The sequence below is a fragment of the Pseudomonas sp. NPDC086581 genome, assembly GCF_044746165.1.
Taxonomy (GTDB): Bacteria; Pseudomonadota; Gammaproteobacteria; order Pseudomonadales; family Pseudomonadaceae; genus Pseudomonas.
Genome location: NZ_JBIVBR010000018.1, coordinates 13,693 through 35,242, shown reverse-complemented (window position 1 = coordinate 35,242; position 21,550 = coordinate 13,693). Strand labels below are relative to the sequence as shown.

General features: G+C 64.8%; 23 protein-coding genes. 12 read left to right on the top strand and 11 right to left on the bottom strand.

Annotated features, from left to right (window positions below; all coding sequences use genetic code 11):
* The first annotated feature begins 344 nt into the window (after positions 1-344).
* Positions 345-1,217, top strand: coding sequence for a hypothetical protein (locus tag ACIPK7_RS27320; RefSeq protein ID WP_192430997.1), 873 nt, complete (start codon positions 345-347; stop codon positions 1,215-1,217).
* Here ACIPK7_RS27320 and ACIPK7_RS27315 read toward each other — a convergent pair.
* The gene (locus tag ACIPK7_RS27315) at positions 1,201-2,154 is read right to left on the bottom strand and encodes a LysR family transcriptional regulator (RefSeq protein ID WP_192430996.1); all 954 of its coding nucleotides are present in this window, start codon (positions 2,152-2,154) and stop codon (positions 1,201-1,203) included. The two genes, ACIPK7_RS27320 and ACIPK7_RS27315, sit on opposite strands and share 17 nt — an antisense overlap.
* Before the next feature lie 105 nt (positions 2,155-2,259).
* Between ACIPK7_RS27315 and ACIPK7_RS27310 the strand changes: the two genes are divergently transcribed.
* On the top strand, positions 2,260-3,261 hold the full coding sequence (locus ACIPK7_RS27310; RefSeq protein ID WP_401091370.1) for a zinc-dependent alcohol dehydrogenase family protein: 1,002 nt from the start codon (positions 2,260-2,262) through the stop codon (positions 3,259-3,261).
* A 130-nt stretch (positions 3,262-3,391) separates the two neighbouring features.
* Here the strand turns inward: ACIPK7_RS27310 and ACIPK7_RS27305 are convergent, their stop codons facing one another.
* Entirely contained in the window at positions 3,392-4,435 is a 1,044-nt protein-coding gene (locus ACIPK7_RS27305) for an NAD(P)-dependent alcohol dehydrogenase (RefSeq protein WP_401091368.1), read from the bottom strand.
* 462 nt (positions 4,436-4,897) lie between these two features.
* Positions 4,898-5,137, bottom strand: coding sequence for a cytoplasmic protein (locus ACIPK7_RS27300; RefSeq protein ID WP_192430993.1), 240 nt, complete (start codon positions 5,135-5,137; stop codon positions 4,898-4,900).
* 131 nt (positions 5,138-5,268) lie between these two features.
* Between ACIPK7_RS27300 and ACIPK7_RS27295 the strand changes: the two genes are divergently transcribed.
* Positions 5,269-5,967 (top strand): MOSC domain-containing protein, encoded by a 699-nt coding sequence (locus tag ACIPK7_RS27295; RefSeq protein ID WP_401091366.1) that lies wholly within the window; start codon positions 5,269-5,271, stop codon positions 5,965-5,967.
* A 1-nt stretch (position 5,968) separates the two neighbouring features.
* Here ACIPK7_RS27295 and ACIPK7_RS27290 read toward each other — a convergent pair whose 3' ends face one another.
* The gene (locus ACIPK7_RS27290; RefSeq protein WP_401091365.1) at positions 5,969-6,919 is read right to left on the bottom strand and encodes a DMT family transporter; all 951 of its coding nucleotides are present in this window, start codon (positions 6,917-6,919) and stop codon (positions 5,969-5,971) included.
* 168 nt (positions 6,920-7,087) lie between these two features.
* On the opposite strand from ACIPK7_RS27290, the gene ACIPK7_RS27285 reads away from it, so the two are divergent.
* Together ACIPK7_RS27285 and ACIPK7_RS27280 are read left to right on the top strand one after the other, a co-directional pair.
* Positions 7,088-7,960 (top strand): LysR substrate-binding domain-containing protein, encoded by an 873-nt coding sequence (locus tag ACIPK7_RS27285; protein WP_401091363.1) that lies wholly within the window; start codon positions 7,088-7,090, stop codon positions 7,958-7,960.
* 166 nt (positions 7,961-8,126) lie between these two features.
* Positions 8,127-9,545 carry an alkaline phosphatase D family protein gene (locus tag ACIPK7_RS27280; protein WP_401091361.1) on the top strand — a complete coding sequence of 473 codons (1,419 nt, stop codon included), beginning with the start codon at positions 8,127-8,129 and terminating at the stop codon, positions 9,543-9,545.
* A gap of 50 nt (positions 9,546-9,595) precedes the next feature.
* Here ACIPK7_RS27280 and ACIPK7_RS27275 read toward each other — a convergent pair whose 3' ends face one another.
* From ACIPK7_RS27275 to ACIPK7_RS27255, 5 genes are all read right to left on the bottom strand, one after another.
* Positions 9,596-10,684 carry an MBL fold metallo-hydrolase gene (locus ACIPK7_RS27275; RefSeq protein ID WP_401091359.1) on the bottom strand — a complete coding sequence of 363 codons (1,089 nt, stop codon included), beginning with the start codon at positions 10,682-10,684 and terminating at the stop codon, positions 9,596-9,598.
* A gap of 86 nt (positions 10,685-10,770) precedes the next feature.
* Positions 10,771-11,253, bottom strand: coding sequence for an HIT family protein (locus ACIPK7_RS27270; protein ID WP_401091357.1), 483 nt, complete (start codon positions 11,251-11,253; stop codon positions 10,771-10,773).
* A gap of 49 nt (positions 11,254-11,302) precedes the next feature.
* Positions 11,303-11,992 carry a class I SAM-dependent methyltransferase gene (locus ACIPK7_RS27265; RefSeq protein WP_192430989.1) on the bottom strand — a complete coding sequence of 230 codons (690 nt, stop codon included), beginning with the start codon at positions 11,990-11,992 and terminating at the stop codon, positions 11,303-11,305.
* 16 nt (positions 11,993-12,008) lie between these two features.
* The gene (locus tag ACIPK7_RS27260; RefSeq protein ID WP_151186924.1) at positions 12,009-12,395 is read right to left on the bottom strand and encodes a DUF1360 domain-containing protein; all 387 of its coding nucleotides are present in this window, start codon (positions 12,393-12,395) and stop codon (positions 12,009-12,011) included.
* A gap of 104 nt (positions 12,396-12,499) precedes the next feature.
* A complete protein-coding gene (locus ACIPK7_RS27255) occupies positions 12,500-12,931 on the bottom strand; it encodes an Rrf2 family transcriptional regulator (RefSeq protein ID WP_192430988.1) in 432 nt (143 codons plus the stop codon).
* A gap of 142 nt (positions 12,932-13,073) precedes the next feature.
* Between ACIPK7_RS27255 and ACIPK7_RS27250 the strand changes: the two genes are divergently transcribed.
* The 3 genes from ACIPK7_RS27250 to ACIPK7_RS27240 all read left to right on the top strand — a co-directional run bounded on the left by ACIPK7_RS27250 (position 13,074) and on the right by ACIPK7_RS27240 (position 14,700).
* Positions 13,074-13,577, top strand: a complete 504-nt coding sequence (locus tag ACIPK7_RS27250; protein WP_401091355.1) for a GNAT family N-acetyltransferase — start codon at positions 13,074-13,076, stop codon at positions 13,575-13,577.
* Positions 13,578-13,686: 109 nt separating this feature from the next.
* Positions 13,687-14,130, top strand: a complete 444-nt coding sequence (locus tag ACIPK7_RS27245; protein WP_192430986.1) for a nuclear transport factor 2 family protein — start codon at positions 13,687-13,689, stop codon at positions 14,128-14,130.
* A 57-nt stretch (positions 14,131-14,187) separates the two neighbouring features.
* Positions 14,188-14,700 (top strand): thioredoxin family protein, encoded by a 513-nt coding sequence (locus ACIPK7_RS27240; protein WP_401091353.1) that lies wholly within the window; start codon positions 14,188-14,190, stop codon positions 14,698-14,700.
* Between the two features lie 293 nt (positions 14,701-14,993).
* Here the strand turns inward: ACIPK7_RS27240 and ACIPK7_RS27235 are convergent, their stop codons facing one another.
* Together ACIPK7_RS27235 and ACIPK7_RS27230 are read right to left on the bottom strand one after the other, a co-directional pair.
* Positions 14,994-17,399: a TonB-dependent siderophore receptor gene (locus tag ACIPK7_RS27235; RefSeq protein ID WP_401091351.1), complete on the bottom strand. Its 2,406-nt coding sequence runs from the start codon at positions 17,397-17,399 to the stop codon at positions 14,994-14,996.
* A 229-nt stretch (positions 17,400-17,628) separates the two neighbouring features.
* Complete coding sequence (locus ACIPK7_RS27230; protein WP_401091349.1) at positions 17,629-18,552, bottom strand: LysR family transcriptional regulator; 924 nt, start codon at positions 18,550-18,552, stop codon at positions 17,629-17,631.
* A 132-nt stretch (positions 18,553-18,684) separates the two neighbouring features.
* Between ACIPK7_RS27230 and ACIPK7_RS27225 the strand changes: the two genes are divergently transcribed.
* The 4 genes from ACIPK7_RS27225 (at position 18,685) to ACIPK7_RS27210 (ending at position 21,533) form a co-directional block, all read left to right on the top strand.
* Entirely contained in the window at positions 18,685-19,419 is a 735-nt protein-coding gene (locus tag ACIPK7_RS27225) for an SDR family NAD(P)-dependent oxidoreductase (RefSeq protein WP_192430982.1), read from the top strand.
* Positions 19,420-19,451: 32 nt separating this feature from the next.
* Positions 19,452-19,667, top strand: a complete 216-nt coding sequence (locus ACIPK7_RS27220; RefSeq protein WP_192430981.1) for a 4-oxalocrotonate tautomerase family protein — start codon at positions 19,452-19,454, stop codon at positions 19,665-19,667.
* A gap of 110 nt (positions 19,668-19,777) precedes the next feature.
* A complete protein-coding gene (locus tag ACIPK7_RS27215; RefSeq protein ID WP_192430980.1) occupies positions 19,778-20,974 on the top strand; it encodes an MFS transporter in 1,197 nt (398 codons plus the stop codon).
* A gap of 58 nt (positions 20,975-21,032) precedes the next feature.
* Positions 21,033-21,533 (top strand): DUF2938 domain-containing protein, encoded by a 501-nt coding sequence (locus ACIPK7_RS27210; protein ID WP_192430979.1) that lies wholly within the window; start codon positions 21,033-21,035, stop codon positions 21,531-21,533.
* Positions 21,534-21,550: the final 17 nt, after the last annotated feature.

The following is a 21,550-nucleotide window of genomic DNA, read 5'->3' as shown; positions in this document are numbered from 1 at the left end:
AGCCGTCTGGATTGTCCTCAGCAAAGGACGCGGGAATTGTAGGCCAATGGCCATCAGCGAGTCTTCCCAATTCTCCCGCATGGACCACAAACGCGGCAAACAGCCGCTAGTTCACCGGGCGATGCCTACCCATTCCCTGCACATTCGTCCCAATATGGTCGGCTATACAACGATTGCCCCGGCGTGGCCGCACTGCGCGGCGTGACATTTGTCATGACGTTTTAGCCTAGCCCGCCGATGAACTGTCTGGTTACCATGACCTGCTGCACGCTGGATGCCAGGAAGGCATAAATCCAAAAGGATCGCCCCAGCGTTGCCCACCCTCAGCTTTTGGCAGCCGATACATGCCCCAGACTTCCGTGCGTTCGCCCCGTCGCTCGCTGATTCGCCTTGCCCTGACCGTCACTGGCACCAGTGCCTTGGCCGCCCTTGGCTTCTTCGCCTGGCAGGATTTCTACCCGGTGCAGGCCGGCAATGGCTGGTCCGTCGCGGTCCTGCACAAGAACGTGCAGAAGGCCGCGTCGCTGGTGCCGCTGCCCGACGGCGGACTGCTGGTCAGCCAGGAGCTGAAGAAGGACAAGGGCAACATCCTGCGCATTGCCGCCGACGGAGAGCGCCGGGTCATGGTCGACGGACTGTCCAAGCCTGACGGTATGATCGCTGCCCAGGGCGGCTGGGTGTTCAGCCAGGAATCCGAAGGCAAGCCGGTTCAGCTGCTCAAGGACGGCAAGGTCACTGACCTGTTCATGGGGCAGTCCGTACAGGGCCTGTGGAACGACGGTGAGAACCTCTATGCCATCGAAGACCGCCGCGACGACGGCCGCCTGCTTCGCTACCGATGGAGCGATGGCGAGCTGACCGTGCTGCGGGACAAACTGCAGGAAACCGAATCCGTTACCCGCTGCACCGACGGCAAGTTGCTCTACACCGAGAAGAAGAAAGGCCTGGTGCACCAGTTCAGCGACGACGGCAAGGACCCGGTCCTGCTCTCCGGCCTTAACCAGCCCACCTTCCTGATGTGCGACGCCCGCGGACTGTGGATCAGCGAAGATTCCACCCATCGCGCCCGTCTGCTGCTGTGGGACGGCAAGGGCGAGCCGCGCACCATCCTGTCGTTCCTCAAGGCGCCGCAGTCCATCGTGCCCGACGGCAAGGGTAACTACCTGCTCGCCGAAGGCGGTCGCGATCGCGTGCTACAACTCACTCCGGCCGAGTGACGCCCCCGGCGGCGCCCAGGCCGCCCTGCTCCTGCGCCGGCGTCTCCAGGCCGGGTATCACTTCGACCAGCGCATCGATTGCCAGCCGCACCTTGCGCGGCAACTGGGTGGTCTGCAACCAGGTCGCATGGACGTCGTAGAGGAAGCCCGGCTGCCACCGCAGCAACTCCTCCAGCGCCCCGCCGTCGATGACTTCGCGTACCAGCCAGTAAGGCAACCAAGCGAGCCCCATACCGCGCACCGTCGCGTCGGCAAGGGCTGCGAGGTCGTCGAAACGCAGCCGGGAGCTCGGCGCGAACTCCGCGGGTGGCTGCCCTTCTCGGGGGAACAGCCAGGGGTTGATTCGTCCGGCGCGGTGGTAGACCAGGACCCGATGGTCGGCCAGTTCTTCGATGCTCTCCGGGCGCCCGTGCTCCTCCAGGTACGCCGGCGCCGCGCACACCACCATGCGTTGCCGGCCGATGCGCCGCGCGATGATGCCGTCCCTGGGTTGGGGCTCTCCGGTGCGAATGGCCAGGTCGATCTGCTCTTCCGCCAGATCCGTCAGGCGGTCGCTGAAGCGCAGGTCCAGTTCCAGTCGCGGATAGCGCTCCGCCAGCTCAAGCAGAACCGGCGCCACACAGCGCCTGCCAAAATGCACCGGCATCGCCACCCGCAGCCGGCCGCGCGGCTCGGCCACTTCGCCAGCGACCAGGATGTCCGCCGCCTCCGCATCGGCCAGCAGCGCGCGACAGCGCTCGTAGTAGATCCGCCCCGCCTCGGTCAGGCTCTGTCGGCGGGTGCTGCGTATCAGCAGCTGGGCGCCCAGGCGCTCTTCGAGAGAGCGAACGTGCTTGCCCACCATGGGCGCGGACATTTCCAGAGCGTCTGCCGCCGCCGCGAATGACCCAAGATCCACCGCGCGGACGAAGACGTCCATGCTGGTCAGACGATCCATTCGAAACTCCTGATTACGACTCGATGTGTCTATACGCCATTTATCCACGAATTCCCATCGCGGATAGTGCGTTTACTTCAAATAACTTTCGTATCGGAGCATCAAATGGAAAGAGTCACCAGCCGTGCCGTCCGCTTCCACCAGATCGGCGGCCCCCAAGTCCTGCGTCTCGAGCCCGTGGAAGTGCGTCAACCTGGCGCGGATGAAGTAAGTATCCGGGTCAAGGCGCTCGGGCTGAACCGCGCCGAGGTTCTGCTGCGCACCGACCGCTATATCGAAAGCCCGCAATTCCCCTCCGGCCTCGGGCTGGAAGCCACAGGGGTGATCGAGGACGTGGGCAGCGAGGTGCGCGGGTATGCCGTGGGCGACGCGGTGAGCGTGCTGCCCGCGAGATCGATGGGGCAGCATCCGACTCACGCCGAGCGCCTGGTCGTACCGCAGACGCGCCTGGTGAAGAACCCGCCGGGACAACCCTGGGCCGAGGCCGCCGCGACCTGGATGCAATACCTCACCGCCTATGGCGCGCTGGTTCAAGTAGCCGGGCTGCGTGAGGGGGATTATGTGGTCATCACTGCAGCTTCCAGCAGCGTCGGTCTCGCGGCCATTCAGATCGCCCGCCGCGTGGGCGCGGTGCCCATTGCGGTGACCCGCACCTCGGCCAAGCGTGAAGCACTGTTCGCGGCAGGAGCCGCCGAAGTCATCGCCAGCGAGGAGGAGGACCTGCATTCGCGCCTGGTGGAAGTCACCGGCAAGCTCGGCGCGCGAGTGGTATTCGACCCCGTGGGCGGCCCGATCTTCGAGCCGCTGACCGCCGCCATGGCCGAAGGCGGCATCCTCATCGAATACGGCGGCCTGTGCCCTGAGCCCACGCCCTTCCCGCTGTTCGCAGTGTTGAGCCGCTCGCTGATCCTACGTGGCTACCGGGTCTATGACGTGCTGGAAGACCCGGCTCGCCAGCAGCAGGCCAAGGACTTCATCTTCGACGGGCTGGCGGACGGAGCCTTGCTCCCGGTGATTGCTCGCAGCTTCGCCTTCGACGAGATAGTTGAGGCCTATCGCTACCTGGAATCGAACCAGCAGTTCGGCAAAGTCGTGGTCACCCTGTAACCATCGGACACTCTCTGCACCGAACGGCGCACGTTGGAACCGCTACAAAGTCAGGCCTGCGCGGAGGCATCGCGCAGGCCTTTGGCCGAACATCCGGCGCACCAGCACCGAGCACAACCGGCCTGCTGCTTCAAGCCAATGTCGCCAGATCGATGACGAAGCGATAGCGCACGTCGGAGCGCTCCATGCGCTCGTAGGCATGGTTGATCTCATCCATGCGGATCATCTCGCACTCCGGCAGGATGTTCTTCTTGCCGCAGAAATCGAGCATCTCCTGGGTCTCGGCGATACCGCCGATGGGCGAGCCGGCGATTCGCCGACGGCCCAGTAGCAGCGGGATGCTACTGATCTCGTCGATCGGTCCGACCTGCCCGACCATCACCAGGGTGCCGTCGATATCCAGCAGCGGCATATAGGGTTTCAGATCATGCTTCACCGGCACCGTGTCGATGATCAGGTCAAAGCTGTTGGCCGCCGCCTTCATCGCTTGCGCACCGGACGACACCAGCAGCGCATCAGCACCCAGCTCCTTGGCATCGCTGCGCTTGTCCGCCGTGCGGCTGAGCACCGTGACGGTCGCTCCCAGCCCGATGGCGAGCTTCACCGCCATGTGGCCCAGCCCGCCGAGACCGACCACACCCACGCGGCTTCCCGGCCCGACGTTCCAGGTACGCAGCGGCGAATAGGTGGTGATGCCGGCGCACAGCAGCGGCGCCGCCTTGCTCAGGTCCAGGCCGTCCGGCACGCGCAGGACGAACTCCTCGCGCACCACCAGTTGCTTGGAATAACCACCCTGGGTCGCTTCGCGGGTCACGCGATCAACGCCGTTGTAAGTCTGGGTATTGCCCTGCCGGCACAACTGCTCCTCGCCCTTGCGGCACTGATCGCATTCCTGGCAGGAGTCCACCATGCATCCCACCGCCACGGCGTCGCCGATCTTGTAGCGGGTCACCTTCGGGCCAACGGCAGTGACCCGGCCCACGATCTCGTGGCCCGGCACCATCGGATAACGGCTGAAGCCCCAGTCATTGCGGGCCTGGTGCAGGTCGGAGTGGCAGACGCCGCAGTAGAGGACGTCCATCGCCACGTCGTTGTCGCGCAGCGAGCGGCGCTCGAAGGTGAAGGGGCCGAGCGGGTCCTGCGGGTTCTGCGCGGCGTAACCAAGGGTCTTCATCGGTGTTGCTCCTGACGCTTCGGATGGATGAATTTCAACGACGGGCCGTCAGCCCTTCAATCGCGACGAAAATCCTTGAGTAAAGCCCATGTCAGACGTTTCGCCGGGAGTTCCCGCCTTTCCCGGACGTGGATTGCGCGCCAGGGTCCATCACATGCTCAACTGCAAAAGCGAGCTTGCAGGGTGAATTCCCGTCGATGGTGACTGGCAAGGCAACCTCTGGCCGCGCTGGCGTGATGCCGCCGGCCTGCTAGAAAGCCAGTTGCGCGCCTGACGTCGGGCCGGCCCTGCGGGCCCGAGGGGCGACCAGCCCTTGCTCCTACCCAAGACACGCCCTGCCTGCTTTTGGGCGCGTGACGCGCCAGCGTTATCTGCCCTACAGCCTGATACTGGAATCACCCTGCAGGGGCGCCCTATGAACAAGACCGCACCCCTATCTCATCTCTAGCGAGCGGCTTGCTCCTACAGGGTGTCCAGCGGCATCGGACGGAACAAGGGCTCGCTGGCCAGCACCTTGATGCCGGCCGGCGAACTTTCCAGCAGACGCCGCTCGCTGTCGGCCACCTGCAACACCAGGTCGAAACCCTGCCCGCCCAGGCTCTCTGCGATGGCGCGAACGGCGTCGCGGGCCCAGGGCAGGTCGGAATCGAAATGGCCGAGCAACTGGCCGTGGCGCTGGATAGTCAGGCGGTACTGGTGCATGGCGGACTCTCGTGAAGATGAAACAGGGAGTTATTGGTATCGAATCGAAACCTTGACAGAGCCTACCGTTCTGGCGGATTTTGTCCAGGTAGTTTTTGGTCGATACCATTTCCAAGCCCGAGAATCCCGACATGAGCCTGCCCGCCGTTTTCCTCGACGCCCTCCTCACCGGCCAAGCCGTGCCCTTCACCCGGCCCGGTTCGCGCAGCGCCATCGCCAAGCAACCGCGCCAGGCCATTCTGGCAGTGACCACGCTGGGGCTGGAGAGCGACGAGCAGGGCGACCTGCGCGTCCACGGCGGCATCGAAAAGGCTATCCACCACTACCCCCGCGAGCACTACGCAGACTGGGCCGCCGAGTTGGGCGCGCACCCGCTGCTGGGCGAGCCCGGCGCGTTCGGCGAGAACTTCAGCACCACCGGCTGGACCGAAGCGGACCTTTGCCTGGGCGACCGCATCCGCGCCGGAACGGCCTTGCTGGAGGTGTCCCAGGGGCGCATGCCCTGCTGGAAGCTCAACGACCGCTTCGACGTGGCGCAGATGGCCCTGCGGGTTCAGGAATCGGGACGCACCGGCTGGTACTACCGGGTGCTGGAGGAAGGCTCGGTGGCCGCCGGAGCGACGCTCGAACTGGTCGAACGACCCTATACCGAATGGTCGCTGCAACGGCTCTCCGCCGTGCTGTTCGACAAGCGCGTGGACGCCGACGTGCTGCGCGAATGCCTGGAACTGCCATTACCACCGAACTGGCGCCGCACCCTGTCGCGGCGCCTGGAGAATGGTGCGGTGGAAGACTGGAGCCCGCGCCTGGAAGGCAGCCCGAAGGCCTGACTCAGGACTCCACCGCGCGCGCCGGGACCTCAGCCGGCGCACGGTGCAGGCCGATGGCCCAGAGCACGCCGACGGTCAGCAGGACGATCGCCAGCGCCTCCACCGGACCGGGCAGCCGCTGCTCGTTGATGTAGGCATAGGCGCAGGCGAACAGCGTTTCGAAGACGATCAACTGGCCACCGAGGCTCATCGGCAGGCGGCGCGTCGCGGCGTTCCACAAGCCGTTAGCAACCCACGAGCCGAAGATGGCGAGGAACAGCGAGACCCAGAGGAACACCATCCAGCGCTCCGAGGAAATACCGGTCGGCACCGCCTGCGGCGCGATCAACACGCCCACGCCTGCCAGCACCACAGCCATGACGCCGGTGACCACGCCGGTCAGGGTCGACCATTCGTGGCTGTTGAAGTGGCTGGCCTTCAGGTAGCGAGCGTTCGCGGTGGCGAACCAGGACCAGCAGGCCACCGCCGAGAAACCGCAGACGATGCCGAGGATGCGCTCGCCCGGTGTACTGCCGGCAGCCATCAGCGCCGATGGATCAAGGATGATGCAGAGGATGCCCAGCGCCACCAGCGCCAGCGGCATCTTCATCCGCGACAGCGGCAGCGAGTCCTGTTCCGAACGACTGCGGTAGCTGATCGCCAGCGGCATGATGCCGTTGATCAGGGAGGCCGCCGCCACTCCGGCGAACTGCACCGCCGCCGACAGCAGCGCGAAGTACAGCAGGTTGCCGGCCAGGGACAGGCGAATCAGCAGCGACAGGTCCTCGCGGCTGACCCGGCGCAGCAGGCCGAGGGCCACGGGCAGCGCGATCAGCAGCGAGATGGCGCCATACAGCGCGAAACGCACAGAGCTGATGAGCAGCGGGTTGAATTCCGGCACCAGCGACGGCGCGAGGATCACCCCGCCCCAGATTGCCCCTGCCATGCCTGCGTAGACCACCCCGCGCTTCATCCCCAACAACCTCGATACATCAGTGAATGCCCATAAAGAGCCGCCACGGTAGCGGTTGTGGTAGGTTCTGACCAAGGATAAATCCGCACCGAGGCATTCCCACAAGGAATACCTAAGGCCTTTCACCGGAGAGCCGTCATCAGCCGTTACCTGCGAACCCTGCCGCCCTTGGAAACCCTCATCACCTTCGAGGCCGTGGGCCGCTATGGCAGCTTCACCCAGGCCGCCACGGAGCTGTTCCTCACCCAGAGCGCGGTGAGCAAGCAGATGCGCGCACTGGAAGACAGCCTCAAAGTGCCGCTGTTCGAGCGCAAACCACGCGGTGTCACCCTGACCGCCGCTGGCGCGGAGCTGCTAACCACTGTCGACATGCTGCTCGATCGCCTGCAACACAGCGTGCGGCGCATCCGTAATGTGCACCAGAGCAACGCCGTGTCGGTGCTGGCGACCCATGCACTGGCGCAGTTCTGGCTATTTCCCAAGCTGATCGAATTCAACAAGGCCCACCCCGGCATCGCCGTGCACGTGCACGCAATCAACGAGATCGACGAAGCCAGCCTGGTGGATTTCGACCTGGGCATCCTCTACGGCGCCGGCGACTGGACCACGCTGAACAGCCGCTTCGTGCTGCCGGAGGTGGTCTACCCGGTGGCCCGGCCGGACTTCGACGCATCCCGCATCACCACCCTCGACCAGCTCGCCGCGGCCCCCCTGGTGCAGCTGGATACCTCGGCCTGGAGCTGCCTGGACTGGCACGATTGGTTCGGCCACTTCGGCAAGGACTACCAGCCGGCGGAGAGCGACCCGGTGTTCAACCAGCTCACCCTCGCCTACCGCGCCGTCCAGCAGGGCATGGGCATCGGCCTGGCCTGGGGCTTCATGGCCGACGAGGCGGTGGCCAATGGCGAGATGCAGCGGGTGACGGACCTCGCCATGGTCACGGAGCGCGGCGAGTACCTGGTATCCCTGCGCCACCGCCAGCTGTCGCCGGCGGCGCAGCTGTTCCATGACTGGTTGCTGGCGTCGGTCAGATCCGTCTGAGCCCGGCAGGCAAATCTGCGGAAAACCGTCTATGCCATCTGAAGCATGCCCACCGGCATGCACCGGCGGCCTCCAGGTCGTGCACGATGACGGAGCTTTGCGGGCGTTAATGTCGAGGCATGGCTTTCCTGGAGCGGGTCCCTTTCAAGGAAGCGGAGATCCCTTCATGAAGCTCAATCAACCGACCGTGGGTCCCATCGTGGGCCATACCTCGACCGACCTCGTGCGCATCTTTCTGCGCGGCAGCCAGGAGCGCGAGGGCGACGGATTCCGACGTTGCTTCGCGATACTGCGCTGGCGCCCCGCCGGTGGTAGCTGGTCCAAGCCGCTGTTCAACAAGCTGACCTTGAACTTCGACTTTACCGGCGTGCTCGTGCCGCAAGGGCTTACTCCAGCCACCCGCTATGAATATCAGGCTTGCTGGTTCTTCGCCGAAACTGAATTGGAGAGCCTGCCTGCAATCGATGAAAAAACCTTCGAGTGGCCCACCCCGGACGATGGCCTATACGATAGTTTCAGCACTAGCCCTGCCAACGATCTCGCACCACGACGTTACGCCGTCGGATCCTGTCGCTACCTGTTGAGGCTGTTCGAACAAACGCTGTTCGACGACCGTGGCGACAAGCTGTTCCGCTCGATACTGGAAAAGCGCAAGACCGAACCAGTCGACGGCCTGATGATGATCGGCGATCAGATCTACGCGGACGATCTGAATTTCATCGCCCCGGACACCACCATTCTCCAGTACCTGGAACGCTACCGGTCAGTCTTCTCTCAACCCTACATCCGCAAACTGATGGCGAATGTGCCGACCTACATGATCCTGGATGATCACGAAATCGAGGACAACTGGCCCAAGGGCGCCAAGCGCAAGTCGGCGACCACGCTGTTCACCAACGCAATGTATGCCTACCAGATCTATCAGTGCAGCCACAGCCCGCTGCTGAATGTAACACCCGATGGCCGCCTCGACGGGATTCCGCGCCGGTACTGGTATAGCTTCAGCGATGGCTGCGCCGACTGGTTCGTCATGGATTCGCGCACCGAGCGGGTCATCGCGCCGGATGATCCGAGCCGACACCAGATGATCAGCCAGACGCAGATGAAAGCCTTGCTCGATTGGCTCGACGACCAGTCCGCCCGCGTGAAACTGGTGGTCACTTCAGTGCCCATCTTCCCCGACATGGCTGCGGAGAACGACGACAAGTGGGGCGGTTTCCAAGCGCAGCGGCAAACCATACTGGAACACATTCGGACAAAGGGTATTCGCAAGGTCGTCTTCGTCTCCGGAGACGTCCACTGCTCTTTCGCCGGCCGACTGGAGCTCAAGAACGACAGTAGTTTTGCAGTTCACTTCGTGGTGTCCTCGTCCTTCTACTGGCCAACCGCGCATATGCAGGAGCATCAGTTCGCTTTCGGTAGCGCATTGCAGGGAACCGCTCCGCAGCAATACGTCAGCAAGCGCCTGACCCAGGTCCACTCAGACGACAACTACGCCCGCCTGGAGGTTTCGCCTACAGACCTGGTCGTCCGCTACTACGACCGCAAGGGCAGCGCCCTGGAGAAAAAGAAGATTACTTTCTAGTACCGGCCGCAAAGGCGGAGCCACCTTGTCGCGCCCTGCCAAGCGGTGGCTCACCTTGGAGCCGGAAAGGCAACCTCGGACAATGGTTCGAGAACCTTGTATCGCCCGGCGTATCCCGAGTCCTCGATGTTCTCGATCAGGCCAGCGTAATTCAGCAACGGAATGGTTCGTGCCGGTTCGCCCGGGTCGTTGCCGAAGAAGTTCTCCCAGTGCCCAAGCAGGACGAGGCTGGGGCGGGTCACCTGCAGCAGTCCATTAGGGTAGTAGTCCACCTGGTTCCAACTGGCCGCACAGAGTATCTCGACATCCACTGCTTTGCTGTCCGCCAGCAGCGGCGGAAAGCCGTAGGGAGGGTTCGCCGCGCTGTCCTGGAAATGGATGCGATAGACCGGCCGGCCCGCTTCGTCGAGCAGGTCGATCAACCATGCGAAGGTATGATGGCCGAGCTTCCAGTCACGGATGTATGTGGGCACCCGACCGAGATCGTCGTCGTAGGCGCCTGGCAGGAAGTTGTAACGAAACACGTGCCCGGCATGCTCACTGGCAATCGGCATGGCCCGGATGCGTCCCAGCGGCTGCCCTTCGGGGAGGTCTTGCGCTGTATCCCCGTCACGCATGCGGCCACGGATCGAATAGAACCAGGTCCCCCTGACGCCAGGCAGGCCTACCGGCGCGATTTCGGCTCCGCTCGGCTCGACGATACGCGCCGGGTCCACCAGCGGCCGGGGGTCGTTCTCGCTGCGGTGCGCACGGAGAATGTGCGCCATCGTTTCCGAACCGAATACCCTGGCCTTGGGTGTATACCGATCCATTATCGTCGGCACGTCGAGCAGATGGTCGTAATGAGCGTGCCCTACCAGCAGCATGGTGACGTCATCCGCGTGAGGCATGTAATCGGCGATGCGCTTCTCGTCGGCGGACACAAAAAGCGGCGGGAAGCCCGGCAGGCCCGGATTGGAGAACATCGGCGCGATCAGCACGCCTTCGCCGCCCCAGTGGATCAGCCAGCCGCCGACTCCCAGGTACTGCAACTTCGGCTCGGGGAGCCCTCTCTGGTTGTCGACTTTGAGCCCTCGGGATGCAGGCGAATGAGTGCAGCCCAGCAGCAATACAAAGAACAGGGTGAGGATGATTCGCATGGCCAGCGCTCGCTGATCCAGCACCCGGCGGCGCTGGCTCTCCGAAGCTTAGTCGCTCCTGCCAGCCTCACGGCACAAGCGCAGACTCAGGAAAAACGACTACGCAGCCGCTCGATCACCTGTTCAATCGATGGCCCCTGCACCGCTGGCGGTATCGGCGCTTCGCCAAATTCACGCCAGACGAACAGGGTCAGTTCGGCGCCGTCGGTCTGGGTGGCCGCGTCCTCGATATGCGCAAACTCGCCGAGCAACCGATAACGCTCATCGGCCCAGAACGCTTCCTCGACCCAGGCGTAAACCGGGATGAAATGGAAGTGGATCGGCAAGCCCGGCGAATGGCCGAAACGGCCGATGTACAGCCACTTGGGATGCAGTGTTGTTTCGAGGACGCGTTGCACCTTCGCCATCAGCACGCCCATTTCCGCCAGCGCGGCTTCCGGCAGGTCAGCCAGGGAATCCACCGACTGCTTCGAACCGAGCATCAGGTAGCCCGGCAAGGCGGACGCCAGATGATGGTTGAGCAGCCAGTGCTCGGCCTGGTGGATGACGTGGGTGGCAGGAATCTGCATCGACTGGCGTCCAGCGCAAAACGGGATGCCAGCCTAGCAGAGGTCAGCTTCAGGCGAGCGCGACCCAGCCACGGAAGGCGAAGCCGACGTAGAAGGTTTCGATGCGGCCGAAGCCGGCCTCCCAGAGCAGCGCTTCGTCCTGCTCGGGCGTGAGGATGTTCAGGTGCGCATCCACGGCGCTGCGAGCCTGCTGCGCGCTGGCGGGTTCCATCCCCGCGCTGACGGCGAACTCGGCATAGCGCGACAGCCAGCGGGCCCGCTCGCCAGCGCCTTGCGGCGCGCAGAGATGCGCCATGACGAAGGCAGCGCCGGGACTCAATCGGGCGTGGATCTCGCGCAGCACGCGCAGGCGCTCCACCTCGGGCAGGAAGTGCAGAGTCAGCAGGCAGGCGCCGCCATCGAACGGCCCCGGCGGTGCGTCGTCAATGTAGCCCTGCTGCAGGTCAGCGCGCCCAGCGTTCGGCCCGAGCATCTGTGCCGCCACCGCGAGCATCTCGGCAGATGGGTCGACGCCGGTGAAGCGCCAGGCCGCCTGGGCTTCGGCAAAGGCGCGCAACTCCATGCCGCCGCCCGCGCCGAGTACCAGCAGGTGGCCGTCGTGCGGCGCCTGCTCGGCCAGCAGGATGGCTGCCATGCGATGCAGGTCGAACAGGCCGGGGACGAAGCGCGGCGGGTTTTCCGCGTAGCGCGCGGCGGCGGCGGGGTCGTGGAACGGGGCCAACAGTTCGGAGGGGGTCATGCAGAGTCCTTTCTGGTCACTCGCTGGCGAACAGCTTCTTCAGCTCCCGCTCGCTGACGGCCTTGGCCATGGCGGTGAGGAACACCTTGAACAGCAGCCCGCAGAACATTGCGGTGAGGGCGATGGTGAAGAAGGTCGCCACCAGCCAATCGACCGGCGCCCAGCCACTGGCGATCACTACCGGACGGTAGACCAGCGTGCCGGCGATCACCACCCAGTGGCTGAAGCAGTAGAAGCACTGGAACAGGTGGCCGACCTGCGGGTGGACCTTCCAGGCCAGTGCGCGCAGGGGTGCGAAGAGTTCGGTCTGGGTGACGGTCATGGACAGCGCGGAGGCGGCGATGGCCAGGGCAAGGCAGGTCCACAGCGCGCCGGCCAGCGGCGAGTTCAAGAGATCGATCATGGGAGGTTCCTGGTGGGCTTGGTATCTTTCGTTACTTTTAAAGTAACCTGATTGAGCGCACAGGGTCAACGCCGGTCATCGACCGGCATTTCAGCCAGGAATCATCAGTGGTCTTTCGGGTAAAGCGCCGTGAAGCGTTCGGCCAGATCAGCCAGGGACACGGCGCCCAGGCGCTCCAGGAGGATGGCGGTGGCCTGCTCCATGGCGTCCTGAAGGGCGGCGTTGACCACCTTTTCCACCAGGCAGTCCGGGTGCACGTTGTCGAAGCCCATGGCGAACAGGCGCTCGCTGCCCACCGCGCGGTAGACATCCAGCAGCGTCACCTGCGCCAGGTCGCAGTCCAGCGTCCAGCCGCCGCCGTGGCCCTTCTCCGAGCGCACGTAGCCGGCCTCGCGCAGGCCACCCATGGTCCGCCGCACCACGGCCGGGTTGGTGCCGAGCATCTGGGCGATGCGCTCGGAGGTCACGGGCTGGTCGTCGCGGGCCATGTGCAGCAGCACGTGGAGCATGCGCGAGAGGCGGCTGTCGGTTCGCACGGTGGGTCTCGAAGGTGAAGGCGCGTGCATCATCGCACCCCGCCGCGGCGCGGTTCAAACCCGTCTGCCACTGGCATTGCCACGGGAATGGGCGACAATGGCGATCACCCGCCCTCTTCCGCCTCCCCGCGAGCCCTCGACCATGAACGATCTTTCCATCCAGCTGGTGCAGGCCGGCCCTGAGCACCAGGACCTGATCCGCAACCTCTACCAGTATTACGCTTACGAGTCGTCGGACTGGGAAGACGAGGACGTCGAGGTCGACGGCCGCTTCTACATCCACGAGGAGCACCTGGCGCGCTACTGGAGCGAGCCGGAGTGGAGCGCCAACCTGATCCTCGCCGACGGCTTCATTGCCGGCTTCCTGCTGGTGGAAGGCAGCGAGCTGCCGGGCATCGACGCGCTGGAGCTGTCGGACCTGTTCGTGCTGAAGAAGTACCGGCGCCTGGGAATCGGCCGCGCGCTGGCCAACCAGATGCTGCTGGGCAATCCCGGCCCCTGGCTGGTGCGTTTCTATTCCCAGGACGAGGTGGCGGCAGCCTTCTGGAAAGCCGTGTTTGCCGACCTGCCGCGTCCGGTGCAGAGCATCGAGCCGGGGGACGACCCGCAGCTGGTGAGCTACCTGATCAGCCCGGCCACGCACTGAAGGCGCTGTGCGCCAGGATCAGTCTTCTGTCATTTCCGATCATTGAGCGACCTGCCGGGCCGGCCGTATCGTCCTGAGTGAACAACAAGAACTCTCAGGAGGTATTCCCGTGACCGCACTGAACCTGCATCCCCAGGCCGCCGCTTCGCTGGCCAGCTGGCACCAGATGGTGGCTGCCCAGAACCTGTCCAACCTGCCGCAGCTGCTGGCGCCCAACGCGGTGTTCCGCTCGCCCATGGCGCACTCGCCCTATCCCGGCGCGCCGGTGGTCTCGACCATCCTCAACACCGTGCTGCAGGTGTTCGAGAACTTCACCTACCACCGCGAGCTGGCCACCGGAGACGGCCTCAACGTGGTGCTGGAGTTCAGCGCCACGGTGAACGGCAAGGACCTCAAGGGTATCGACATGGTCCGCTTCGACGAGAACGGCAAGATCGTCGAGTTCGAAGTGATGGTCCGTCCGCTCAGCGGCCTGCAGGCCCTGGGCGAGGAAATGGGCCGCCGCCTGGCGCCCTACCTGGCGGCAGCCAAGGCGCAGACCGCCAAGAGCTGATTGCCCGCCGCGGGGATTTCTGCTGGGATGGGCCATTACCCGTTCAAGGAAATCCCCATGGCCTCCTTCGAGGAACTCTTCTCCATCGGCGAGGGCTTCGACGCCTTCGTCGCCCACGGCCTGCCCGACGAGATCGCCGGCGTGCGCAAGGTCCAGCAGCAGTTGGCCGAGCCCGGCACGATCAGCGCCGATACCCTGCGCCGCATCCAGGCCGTCGAAGGCCGCTACCACCTGCTGATCGCTGGCGAGATGTGGTGTCCGGACTGCCAGATCAACATCACCGTGATGGACCACCTGCAACGCCTGCAACCACGCGTGGAGCTGGCGGTGATCACCAAGGGCCGCGCCGAGGACGACCTGCGCGAACGCATGACGCTGGAGCGCATCCTGATTCCGGTGGCGCTGGTGCTCGATGGTGATTTCCAGCCGGTGGGCCGCTTCATCGAACGGCCGCTGAAGGTGGTGACAGGCGGTGAGGCACTCAAGCCTGCCTACCGTGCCGGCGAGTACCTGGAAAGCACGCTGACGGACCTGCTGGCGCTGTTCGAGAAGGCTGAAGGTCGGGCGTAAGCGCGCCTTGCCGGCGCGTTCGCGGGCATGGCCCTCCTACAGGTCCGTCATCTGCAGGAGTGTAGGGTGCATAACCTGGAACAGGCTATCCGCGGCGGATAACGCTGGCGCGTTGTGGGCCCTACGGCCCTGACGACCGCACGTGCCCCCCCTGTAGAAGCGAGCTTGCTCGCGAACCGCCCCCTACCGGAGCCGCCGGAGGATTGTTCGCCAGCAAGAACTAGGCGTCCCCCTCGGTCCTACGAAAAACAAAAGCCCCGCGATGCGGGGCTTTTTCGTTCAGGCCAGGCGGATCACATCGAGTACTTCACCGTGAACATCAGGTTGCGCGGCTCACCATAGTTCAGGTTGCCGAAGCTGATGCCGCTGTAATAGTACTTGTCGAAGATGTTGTTGAAGTTCACCCGGGTGTCGATGTTCTCGTTGACCTTGTAGCCGAGCATGGCGTTGGTCACCGTGTAGCCGCCCTGCTGGAAGCCGGTGGTGGTGTCCTCGGTCTGGCTCTGGGTTACCAGGTTGCCGCCCACGCGCCACTGGTGCAGCTCGCCCGGCAGGGTGTAGCTGGTGGCGAGCTTGAACAGGTGGCGCGGCTTGCTCGGGTCGAACGGCTTGCCGACGTTGTCCTCGTTGCTGTCGTGCTTGTACTTGGCGTCGACGTAGGTGTAGCCGGCCATGGCCTGCCAGTTCTCGGTGATGGCACCGCTGACTTCCATGTCCACGCCCTGGCTGCGCACCTTGCCCGAAGCCCGCGAGCAGTAGATCGAGGTCGGCGAGCTGGGGCACGGCGAGGGACCGCTGGTGTCGTCCGTGGCGCGGTTTTCCTGATCGATCTGGAACAGCGCGAGCTGGGTGTTCAGCGTGCCGCCGAAGTGTTCGCCCTTCAGGCCTATCTCGTAGTTCTTGCCGGTGATCGGGTCGAGAAGGCTGCCGCTGGAATCGAAGTTGCTCTGCGGCTTGAAGATGTCGGTGTAGCTGGCATAGACCGAATAGACGTCGTTCAGGTCGTAGACCACGCCGGCATAGCGGGTGACGTTGCGGGTGACCTTCTGGGTGCCGGTGTCGTTGTGCGGGTCGGCCTCGTACCAATCCAGGCGGCCGCCGAGGATGACCTTGAGCGGGTCGGCGACGTTCAGGCGGGTGGTGACGTAGGCGCCCTTCTGCTCCTGGTCGAGCTTCATGTTCCAGAGGCTCATGTCGATGTTTGGCTTCTGCACCGAACTGGGGTCCCACTTCGTCGGGTCGAACGGGGTCACCGGCGAGCCGTCGTTGTAGGTCAGGTCGCCCCAGCCGCCGTGGCCGTCGAAGCGCTCTTCGCGGTAGCTGCCGCCGAATACCAGTTCGTGCTCACGGCCGAAGGCCTGGAACGGGCCGTTGGCGAAGGCGTCGTAGCTCTGGTGGTCGTCGGTGTAGGCGTACTTGCCCGGCCCCTGGATCATGGTCGGGCAGCCTTCGGTGTAGTAGCAGCTGTTGTACAGGCCGAGCATGTCGATGCGCGCCCAGAGCTTGTCGGCGGCGACCTTCATCTGCCAGCCGTTGTCGAAACGGTGCACCACGTCGCCGAACAGGTGGGTGGTGGTGGTATCCCAGTAGGACCAGTCGGCACCGTAGTAGTCGGAGCGCTTGAGGTCCAGGTGACGACCACCCAGCGGCGCTGGCAGGCCTACCCAGTTGTCGTTCTTGTTGTCGTTCTGGTAGGACGCACCCAGGGTCAGGGTGGTGTCCGGGTTCAGGTCGGCCTCGGTGATGCCGTAGAGCACGCCACGCTCACCGCTGACCACGTCCTGGAAGCTATCGCGGGTCTCGTAGGCGGCCACCGCACGGCCGCGCAGGGTGCCTTCGCTGTTCAGCGGGCCGGACACGTCGACCTGGCTGCGGTAGCGGTCCCAGGTGCCGGCGCTGCCTTCCAGGCTCATGTGGAAGTCCTGGGTCGGGCGCTTGCGCACCATGTTGACGGCGGCGGCCGGGTTGCCCGCGCCCTGCATCAGGCCGGTGGCGCCGCGCACCACTTCGACGCGGTCGAACATCGCCAGGTCTGCGGCGGAAATCACGTCCTGGGTGTAGGTGGAAATGCTGGTGGCGAGGCCGTCGTACATGATGTTGTCGACATCGAAGCCACGCGCGGCGTAGCTCACTCGCGCCGGCCCGTACTGCTGGACAGTCATGCCGGTGACGCCGCGGATCGCGTCGTCCAGGTCCTGCATGTTCTGGTCTTCCATCTGCTGCCGGGTGACCACGCTCACCGACTGCGGCGTCTCGCGGACAGTCATGTTCAGCTTGGTGGAAGTCTGCATCACGCCGGTGGTGTAGGAGCCGGTGCCTTCGGTGGTGCCCGGCGCCACAGGGGCGGCGCCGACGACCTCGGTGGCACCCAGGTCGACGCTGTCATTGCCCGATGCGCCACCGCGCACGGCACCGCTGACCTGTGCGCTGTTGCCGTTGACCGTGCCCTGCAGGCCGCTGTCCGCCAGCAGACGATCGAGTGCCTCGCCCGGCTCCATGTTGCCCTTGAGTGCCGGCGCGCCAATCTTGGCGATCTGGGCACGGTCATAGGAAATCCGCATTCCGGTTGCGGACTGCAATTGCTCCAGGGAAGCGGCCAGGGGCTGCTTGGGCAGGTCGATGGCCACGGGGGCGGCGACCGCGGAGAGAGCAAGGGTGGAGAGACTGAGCAGGAGCGCGCCCGAGGCCACGTCTTTCATCTGCTGGAAGATCCTTCGGTACGAGATTTACGCTCTGACGGCGCAATGACTCGGGTTGGCGAATGCCGACGTGGTGGACGCCGACGGGGAACCGAAGTGTATGCAGATGTAAATTGTTTGTAAATGCGAATACTTCGTATCTAATTTCTCGAAAAGTCACCTGCGTCTGCCGGAGTAACGTAACCAGCCTGTGGGAGCGCGCCAAGCGTGCGATCGCGGGCAAGGCCCGCTACGGGGATACACCGCCGTTACGTGTCTCCAGCATGAACTCGATGAACGCTCGCACCCGCGATGGCACATGGCGCGCGTGGGGGTAGATCAGCAGGAATGGCCGTGTCGTCTGACCGTAGTCCGTCAGCACTTCAACCAGCTCGCCCCTCTCCAGTTCTTCCTGCACGGTAAAGCGGTACGCCTGCATCACCCCTCCGCCGCACTTGGCCAGGGTCGCGGTGGCCAGGTAATCCTCCAGTACTGTGAGGCTGCCAGTCGTCTCGATCTCCACCGCCTTGCCGTTGATCCGGAAGGACCAGGGCACGCGTCGGCCGGTGCTCGGTAGCTCGAACTGGATGCATTCGTGCGCGGCGAGGTCATCCGGCGTCTGCGGCGTGCCGGCACGCGCGAGGTACTCGGGCGTGGCGACCACCACGTTCTCCGCTTCCTCGAGGCGCCGCGCCACCAGGCTGGAATCCGCCGGGTCGCGGCCACGGATCGCCAGGTCGTAACCCTCATTGGCGAAGTCGATATTGCGGTTGCTGACATGCACCTCCACCTGCACCTGCGGATAACGCCGGCGGAACTCCGGCAGCCGAGGGAACAAGCGGTAATGCGCGTAGGGCGTTGGCACACTGATGCGCAGGCGCCCGGAGGCGATGCTCTGGCCGCCGCTGACCGCACGTTCGGCATCCACCAGCTGAGTCAGCGCCTGCCGGCATTGTTCGAAGTAGTTGCGGCCGTCTTCGGTCAGACGCATCTGCCGCGTGGTGCGGACGAACAGGCGCACGCCCAGGCGCTCTTCCAGCCGCGCCACCGAGCGGCTCACCGCAGCGGGCGTGATGCCGGCCCCGTTGGCGGCGGCGGTGAAGCTGCCGGTCTCCGCCGCCAGGCAGAACAGCTCGATGCTGCCCAGTTGCAGGTCGTCGAAATGGCGGGGCATGGTGCGGCTCGATTGATTACACAAGGTATCAATTCAAATGTCTTCGGCCTCATTTTTCAATCCTTGATTGCAGCCTAGATTGGCCTCCAAGACGCGGGCACACCGCCCCGCCCCACTCTCGGAGAAACCACCATGAGCAAGACCGTCATCGTCACCGGCGCCTCGAGCGGCCTCGGCTTCGCCATTGCCCGCGCCTACCTGGAGCGCGGCTACAACGTGGTCGGCAACGCCCGCACCCAGGCGCGTCTGGAGGAAGCGGCGGCCAAACTGGGCAACCCGCACAACTTCCTCGCCGTGGCCGGCGACATCGCCCAACCGGATACCGCCAGGCGCCTGTTCGCCCAGGCCATCGAGGCCTTCGGCCAGGTGGACATTCTGATCAACAATGCCGGCATCTTCATCGCCAAGCCGGTGGAGGACTACACCGAGGAAGAACTCGAAGCCATCGTCGATACCAACCTCAAGGGCTTCTTCTACCCATCGCAAGCCGCCGCGAAGCACATGGCCGCCAACCGCTCGGGTCACATCATCAGCATCACCGCCTCCATTGCCATGCAACCCAACGTGAAGGTGCCGGCGCTGCTGCCGGTGCTGATCAAGGGCGGCCTGAACAGCGCGGTGCGCGGCCTGGCCCTGGAGCTGGCGGCGTCCCACGTGCAGGTCAACGCGGTCGCACCGGGGATCATCGAAACTCCGTTGCATCCCGACGACGAAGGCACCCGAGCCTTCCTGCGCGGCCTCGCCCCCAGTGGCGAGATCGGCAGCCCGCAGGATATCGTCGACGCAGTGCTCTACCTGACCGACTCGACCTTCGTCAGCGGAACCATCCTCAACGTCGACGGTGGCTCCACCACCGGCGTCTGGTAAGCCAACCTTCACAACAACAACGGAGATCCTCCATGCCCTACGTAAACATCCAGGTCACCGACGAAGGCGTCACTGCCGACGAGCGCCGCCAGCTCATCGAAGGCGTCACCGAACTGCTGGAGCGCGTGCTGCGCAAGCCGCCGTCCACCACCTACGTGGTGATCCAGGAAATCGCCACCGACGCCTGGGGCGTGGGTGGCAAGACCGTTGCCGAGCTGAAGGCCCAGGGCAAGCACGGCAAAAGCTGACCCAGCGGACACGCCGAGGGCTCGCCAGAGCCTTCGGCGCTTGCCATGCACCAAGTCGGTGCTGATAGGATCGGGAGCCCAACCGTTCCCACCGACAGCCGAGGCATGGAATGCTCGCCGCGCTCAAGCGTTACCCGCTACAGGTCAACCTGCTGCTGTGCGGCACCTTCCTCCTCACCATGGGCCGCGCCATCACCCTGCCCTATCTGGTGATCTACCTCTCGACCCGCTTCGGCCTGGGCGTCGACCGCATCGGCCTGATCATGGGTGGCGCGCTGTTCGGCGGCTCGCTGCTCAGCCTCTACGGCGGTTTCCTGATCGACCGGATGCCCGGCTTCCGCCTGATCCTCGGCTTCGGCAGCTGCTTCGTCGCCGCCTTCGCCGGCATGCTGCTGACCAGCCAGCTGTGGCTGTTCTTCCTGTTCCTGCTGGGTTTCAACTTCGCCTACTCGGTCACCGACGTGGTGGTGAAGACCATCTTCGGCCGCCTGCTGCCGGCCGGTGAGCAGGGCCGCGCGTTCTCCATCCGCTACACGCTGATCAACCTCGCGTACGCCATCGGCCCCTTCATCGGCGCGGCCCTGGCGCACTGGAGCCAGCACCTGCCGTTCGTGCTCTCGGCGCTTCTGGGCACCCTCTTCCTGCTCGCTTTCCTGCGCTATGGCGACCGCGGCATGCGCCCGGCCGAAGGCGTGGCGCCGCCCTCGTTCATCGCGGTGCTGGGCGTGCTGACGAAGGACCATCGGCTGATGTACTTCACCATCGGCGGCGTGCTCACCGCCGTGGTGTTCGGCCAGTTCTCCGCCTACCTGTCGCAGTACCTGGTGGCTACCGGCACGGCAGAATACGCCTACCAGGTAATCCAGACGCTGCTGGGAGTCAACGCCGTCACGGTGATCGCCCTGCAGTACCTGCTGGGCAAGCGCATCGGCAACGAGCACCTGCAACGCTGGCTGATCGTCGGCCTGGGGCTGTTCGTGCTGGGCATCGTCGGCTTCGGCCTGTCCCACAGCCTGTGGCACTGGGGGCTGGCGATGGTGGTGTTCACCCTGGGCGAGATCATCGTGATTCCCGCCGAGTACATGTTCATCGACCGCATCGCCCCGCAGCACCTGCGCGGCGTGTACTACGGCACGCAGAATCTGGCGAACCTGGGCGGTGCCTTCGGACCGATCCTGGTGGGGCTCTTCCTCTCGCTGTTTGCGCCGCACTGGGTCTTCGTCATGCTCGGTGCCTTTATCGTCGGCGGCGGGGTGTTCTATGTGCTGGGCTCCAACCTGAGCCGACGCATCGCCAGCGGGGCTTGACCTCAAGTCCACTTGAACCGGGATGCTGGTTCCATCGACTCACTCGAAGGAATCAGCCATGCCCCTCTCGACCTTCCTCACCACTATCGCCATCGGCATTGGCGCCACCCTGCTGATGGACGGCTGGACCGTCCTGCGCCGGCGCGTGCTCGGCGTGCCCTCTCTGGACTACGCCCTGGTCGGCCGCTGGATCGGCCACATGCCGCGCGGTCAGTTCCGCCACACCGCCATCGGCAAAGCCTCACCGGTAACCGGCGAACGGCCGCTGGGCTGGGCCATCCACTACCTGACCGGGATTGTCTTCGCCGTCGTGCTGGTCGCGCTGACCGGCAGCGCCTGGCTGTGCCGGCCGACCCTGCTGCCGGCGCTGCTTTTCGGCGTGGTCACCGTGGCCATGCCCTTCTTGCTGATGCAACCGGCGCTGGGCCTGGGCATCGCCGCCAGTAAGACTGCGAATCCGACCAAGGCCCGCCTGCACAGCCTGATCACCCACACGGTGTTCGGCCTGGGGCTGTACCTGAGTGCCCTCGCCCTGCGCCCGCTGGTCTGCCTCGTCTGATCAGGCGCAAGCTGGAC

Excerpts from the sequence above, each read along its gene's own strand:
- ACIPK7_RS27265 (WP_192430989.1), bottom strand. The coding sequence starts at position 11,992 with ATGACCCCCTCCGAACTGTTGGCCCCGTTCCACGACCCCGCCGCCGCC.
- ACIPK7_RS27235 (WP_401091351.1), bottom strand. The coding sequence starts at position 17,399 with ATGAAAGACGTGGCCTCGGGCGCGCTCCTGCTCAGTCTCTCCACCCTT.
- ACIPK7_RS27225 (WP_192430982.1), top strand. The coding sequence starts at position 18,685 with ATGAGCAAGACCGTCATCGTCACCGGCGCCTCGAGCGGCCTCGGCTTC.
- ACIPK7_RS27240 (WP_401091353.1), top strand. The coding sequence starts at position 14,188 with ATGGCCTCCTTCGAGGAACTCTTCTCCATCGGCGAGGGCTTCGACGCC.
- ACIPK7_RS27315 (WP_192430996.1), bottom strand. The coding sequence starts at position 2,154 with ATGGATCGTCTGACCAGCATGGACGTCTTCGTCCGCGCGGTGGATCTT.
- ACIPK7_RS27215 (WP_192430980.1), top strand. The coding sequence starts at position 19,778 with ATGCTCGCCGCGCTCAAGCGTTACCCGCTACAGGTCAACCTGCTGCTG.
- ACIPK7_RS27280 (WP_401091361.1), top strand. The coding sequence starts at position 8,127 with ATGAAGCTCAATCAACCGACCGTGGGTCCCATCGTGGGCCATACCTCG.
- ACIPK7_RS27260 (WP_151186924.1), bottom strand. The coding sequence starts at position 12,395 with ATGATCGATCTCTTGAACTCGCCGCTGGCCGGCGCGCTGTGGACCTGC.
- ACIPK7_RS27250 (WP_401091355.1), top strand. The coding sequence starts at position 13,074 with ATGAACGATCTTTCCATCCAGCTGGTGCAGGCCGGCCCTGAGCACCAG.
- ACIPK7_RS27270 (WP_401091357.1), bottom strand. The coding sequence starts at position 11,253 with ATGCAGATTCCTGCCACCCACGTCATCCACCAGGCCGAGCACTGGCTG.
- ACIPK7_RS27295 (WP_401091366.1), top strand. The coding sequence starts at position 5,269 with ATGAGCCTGCCCGCCGTTTTCCTCGACGCCCTCCTCACCGGCCAAGCC.
- ACIPK7_RS27210 (WP_192430979.1), top strand. The coding sequence starts at position 21,033 with ATGCCCCTCTCGACCTTCCTCACCACTATCGCCATCGGCATTGGCGCC.
- ACIPK7_RS27230 (WP_401091349.1), bottom strand. The coding sequence starts at position 18,552 with ATGCCCCGCCATTTCGACGACCTGCAACTGGGCAGCATCGAGCTGTTC.
- ACIPK7_RS27305 (WP_401091368.1), bottom strand. The coding sequence starts at position 4,435 with ATGAAGACCCTTGGTTACGCCGCGCAGAACCCGCAGGACCCGCTCGGC.
- ACIPK7_RS27220 (WP_192430981.1), top strand. The coding sequence starts at position 19,452 with ATGCCCTACGTAAACATCCAGGTCACCGACGAAGGCGTCACTGCCGAC.
- ACIPK7_RS27275 (WP_401091359.1), bottom strand. The coding sequence starts at position 10,684 with ATGCGAATCATCCTCACCCTGTTCTTTGTATTGCTGCTGGGCTGCACT.
- ACIPK7_RS27290 (WP_401091365.1), bottom strand. The coding sequence starts at position 6,919 with ATGAAGCGCGGGGTGGTCTACGCAGGCATGGCAGGGGCAATCTGGGGC.
- ACIPK7_RS27300 (WP_192430993.1), bottom strand. The coding sequence starts at position 5,137 with ATGCACCAGTACCGCCTGACTATCCAGCGCCACGGCCAGTTGCTCGGC.
- ACIPK7_RS27320 (WP_192430997.1), top strand. The coding sequence starts at position 345 with ATGCCCCAGACTTCCGTGCGTTCGCCCCGTCGCTCGCTGATTCGCCTT.
- ACIPK7_RS27310 (WP_401091370.1), top strand. The coding sequence starts at position 2,260 with ATGGAAAGAGTCACCAGCCGTGCCGTCCGCTTCCACCAGATCGGCGGC.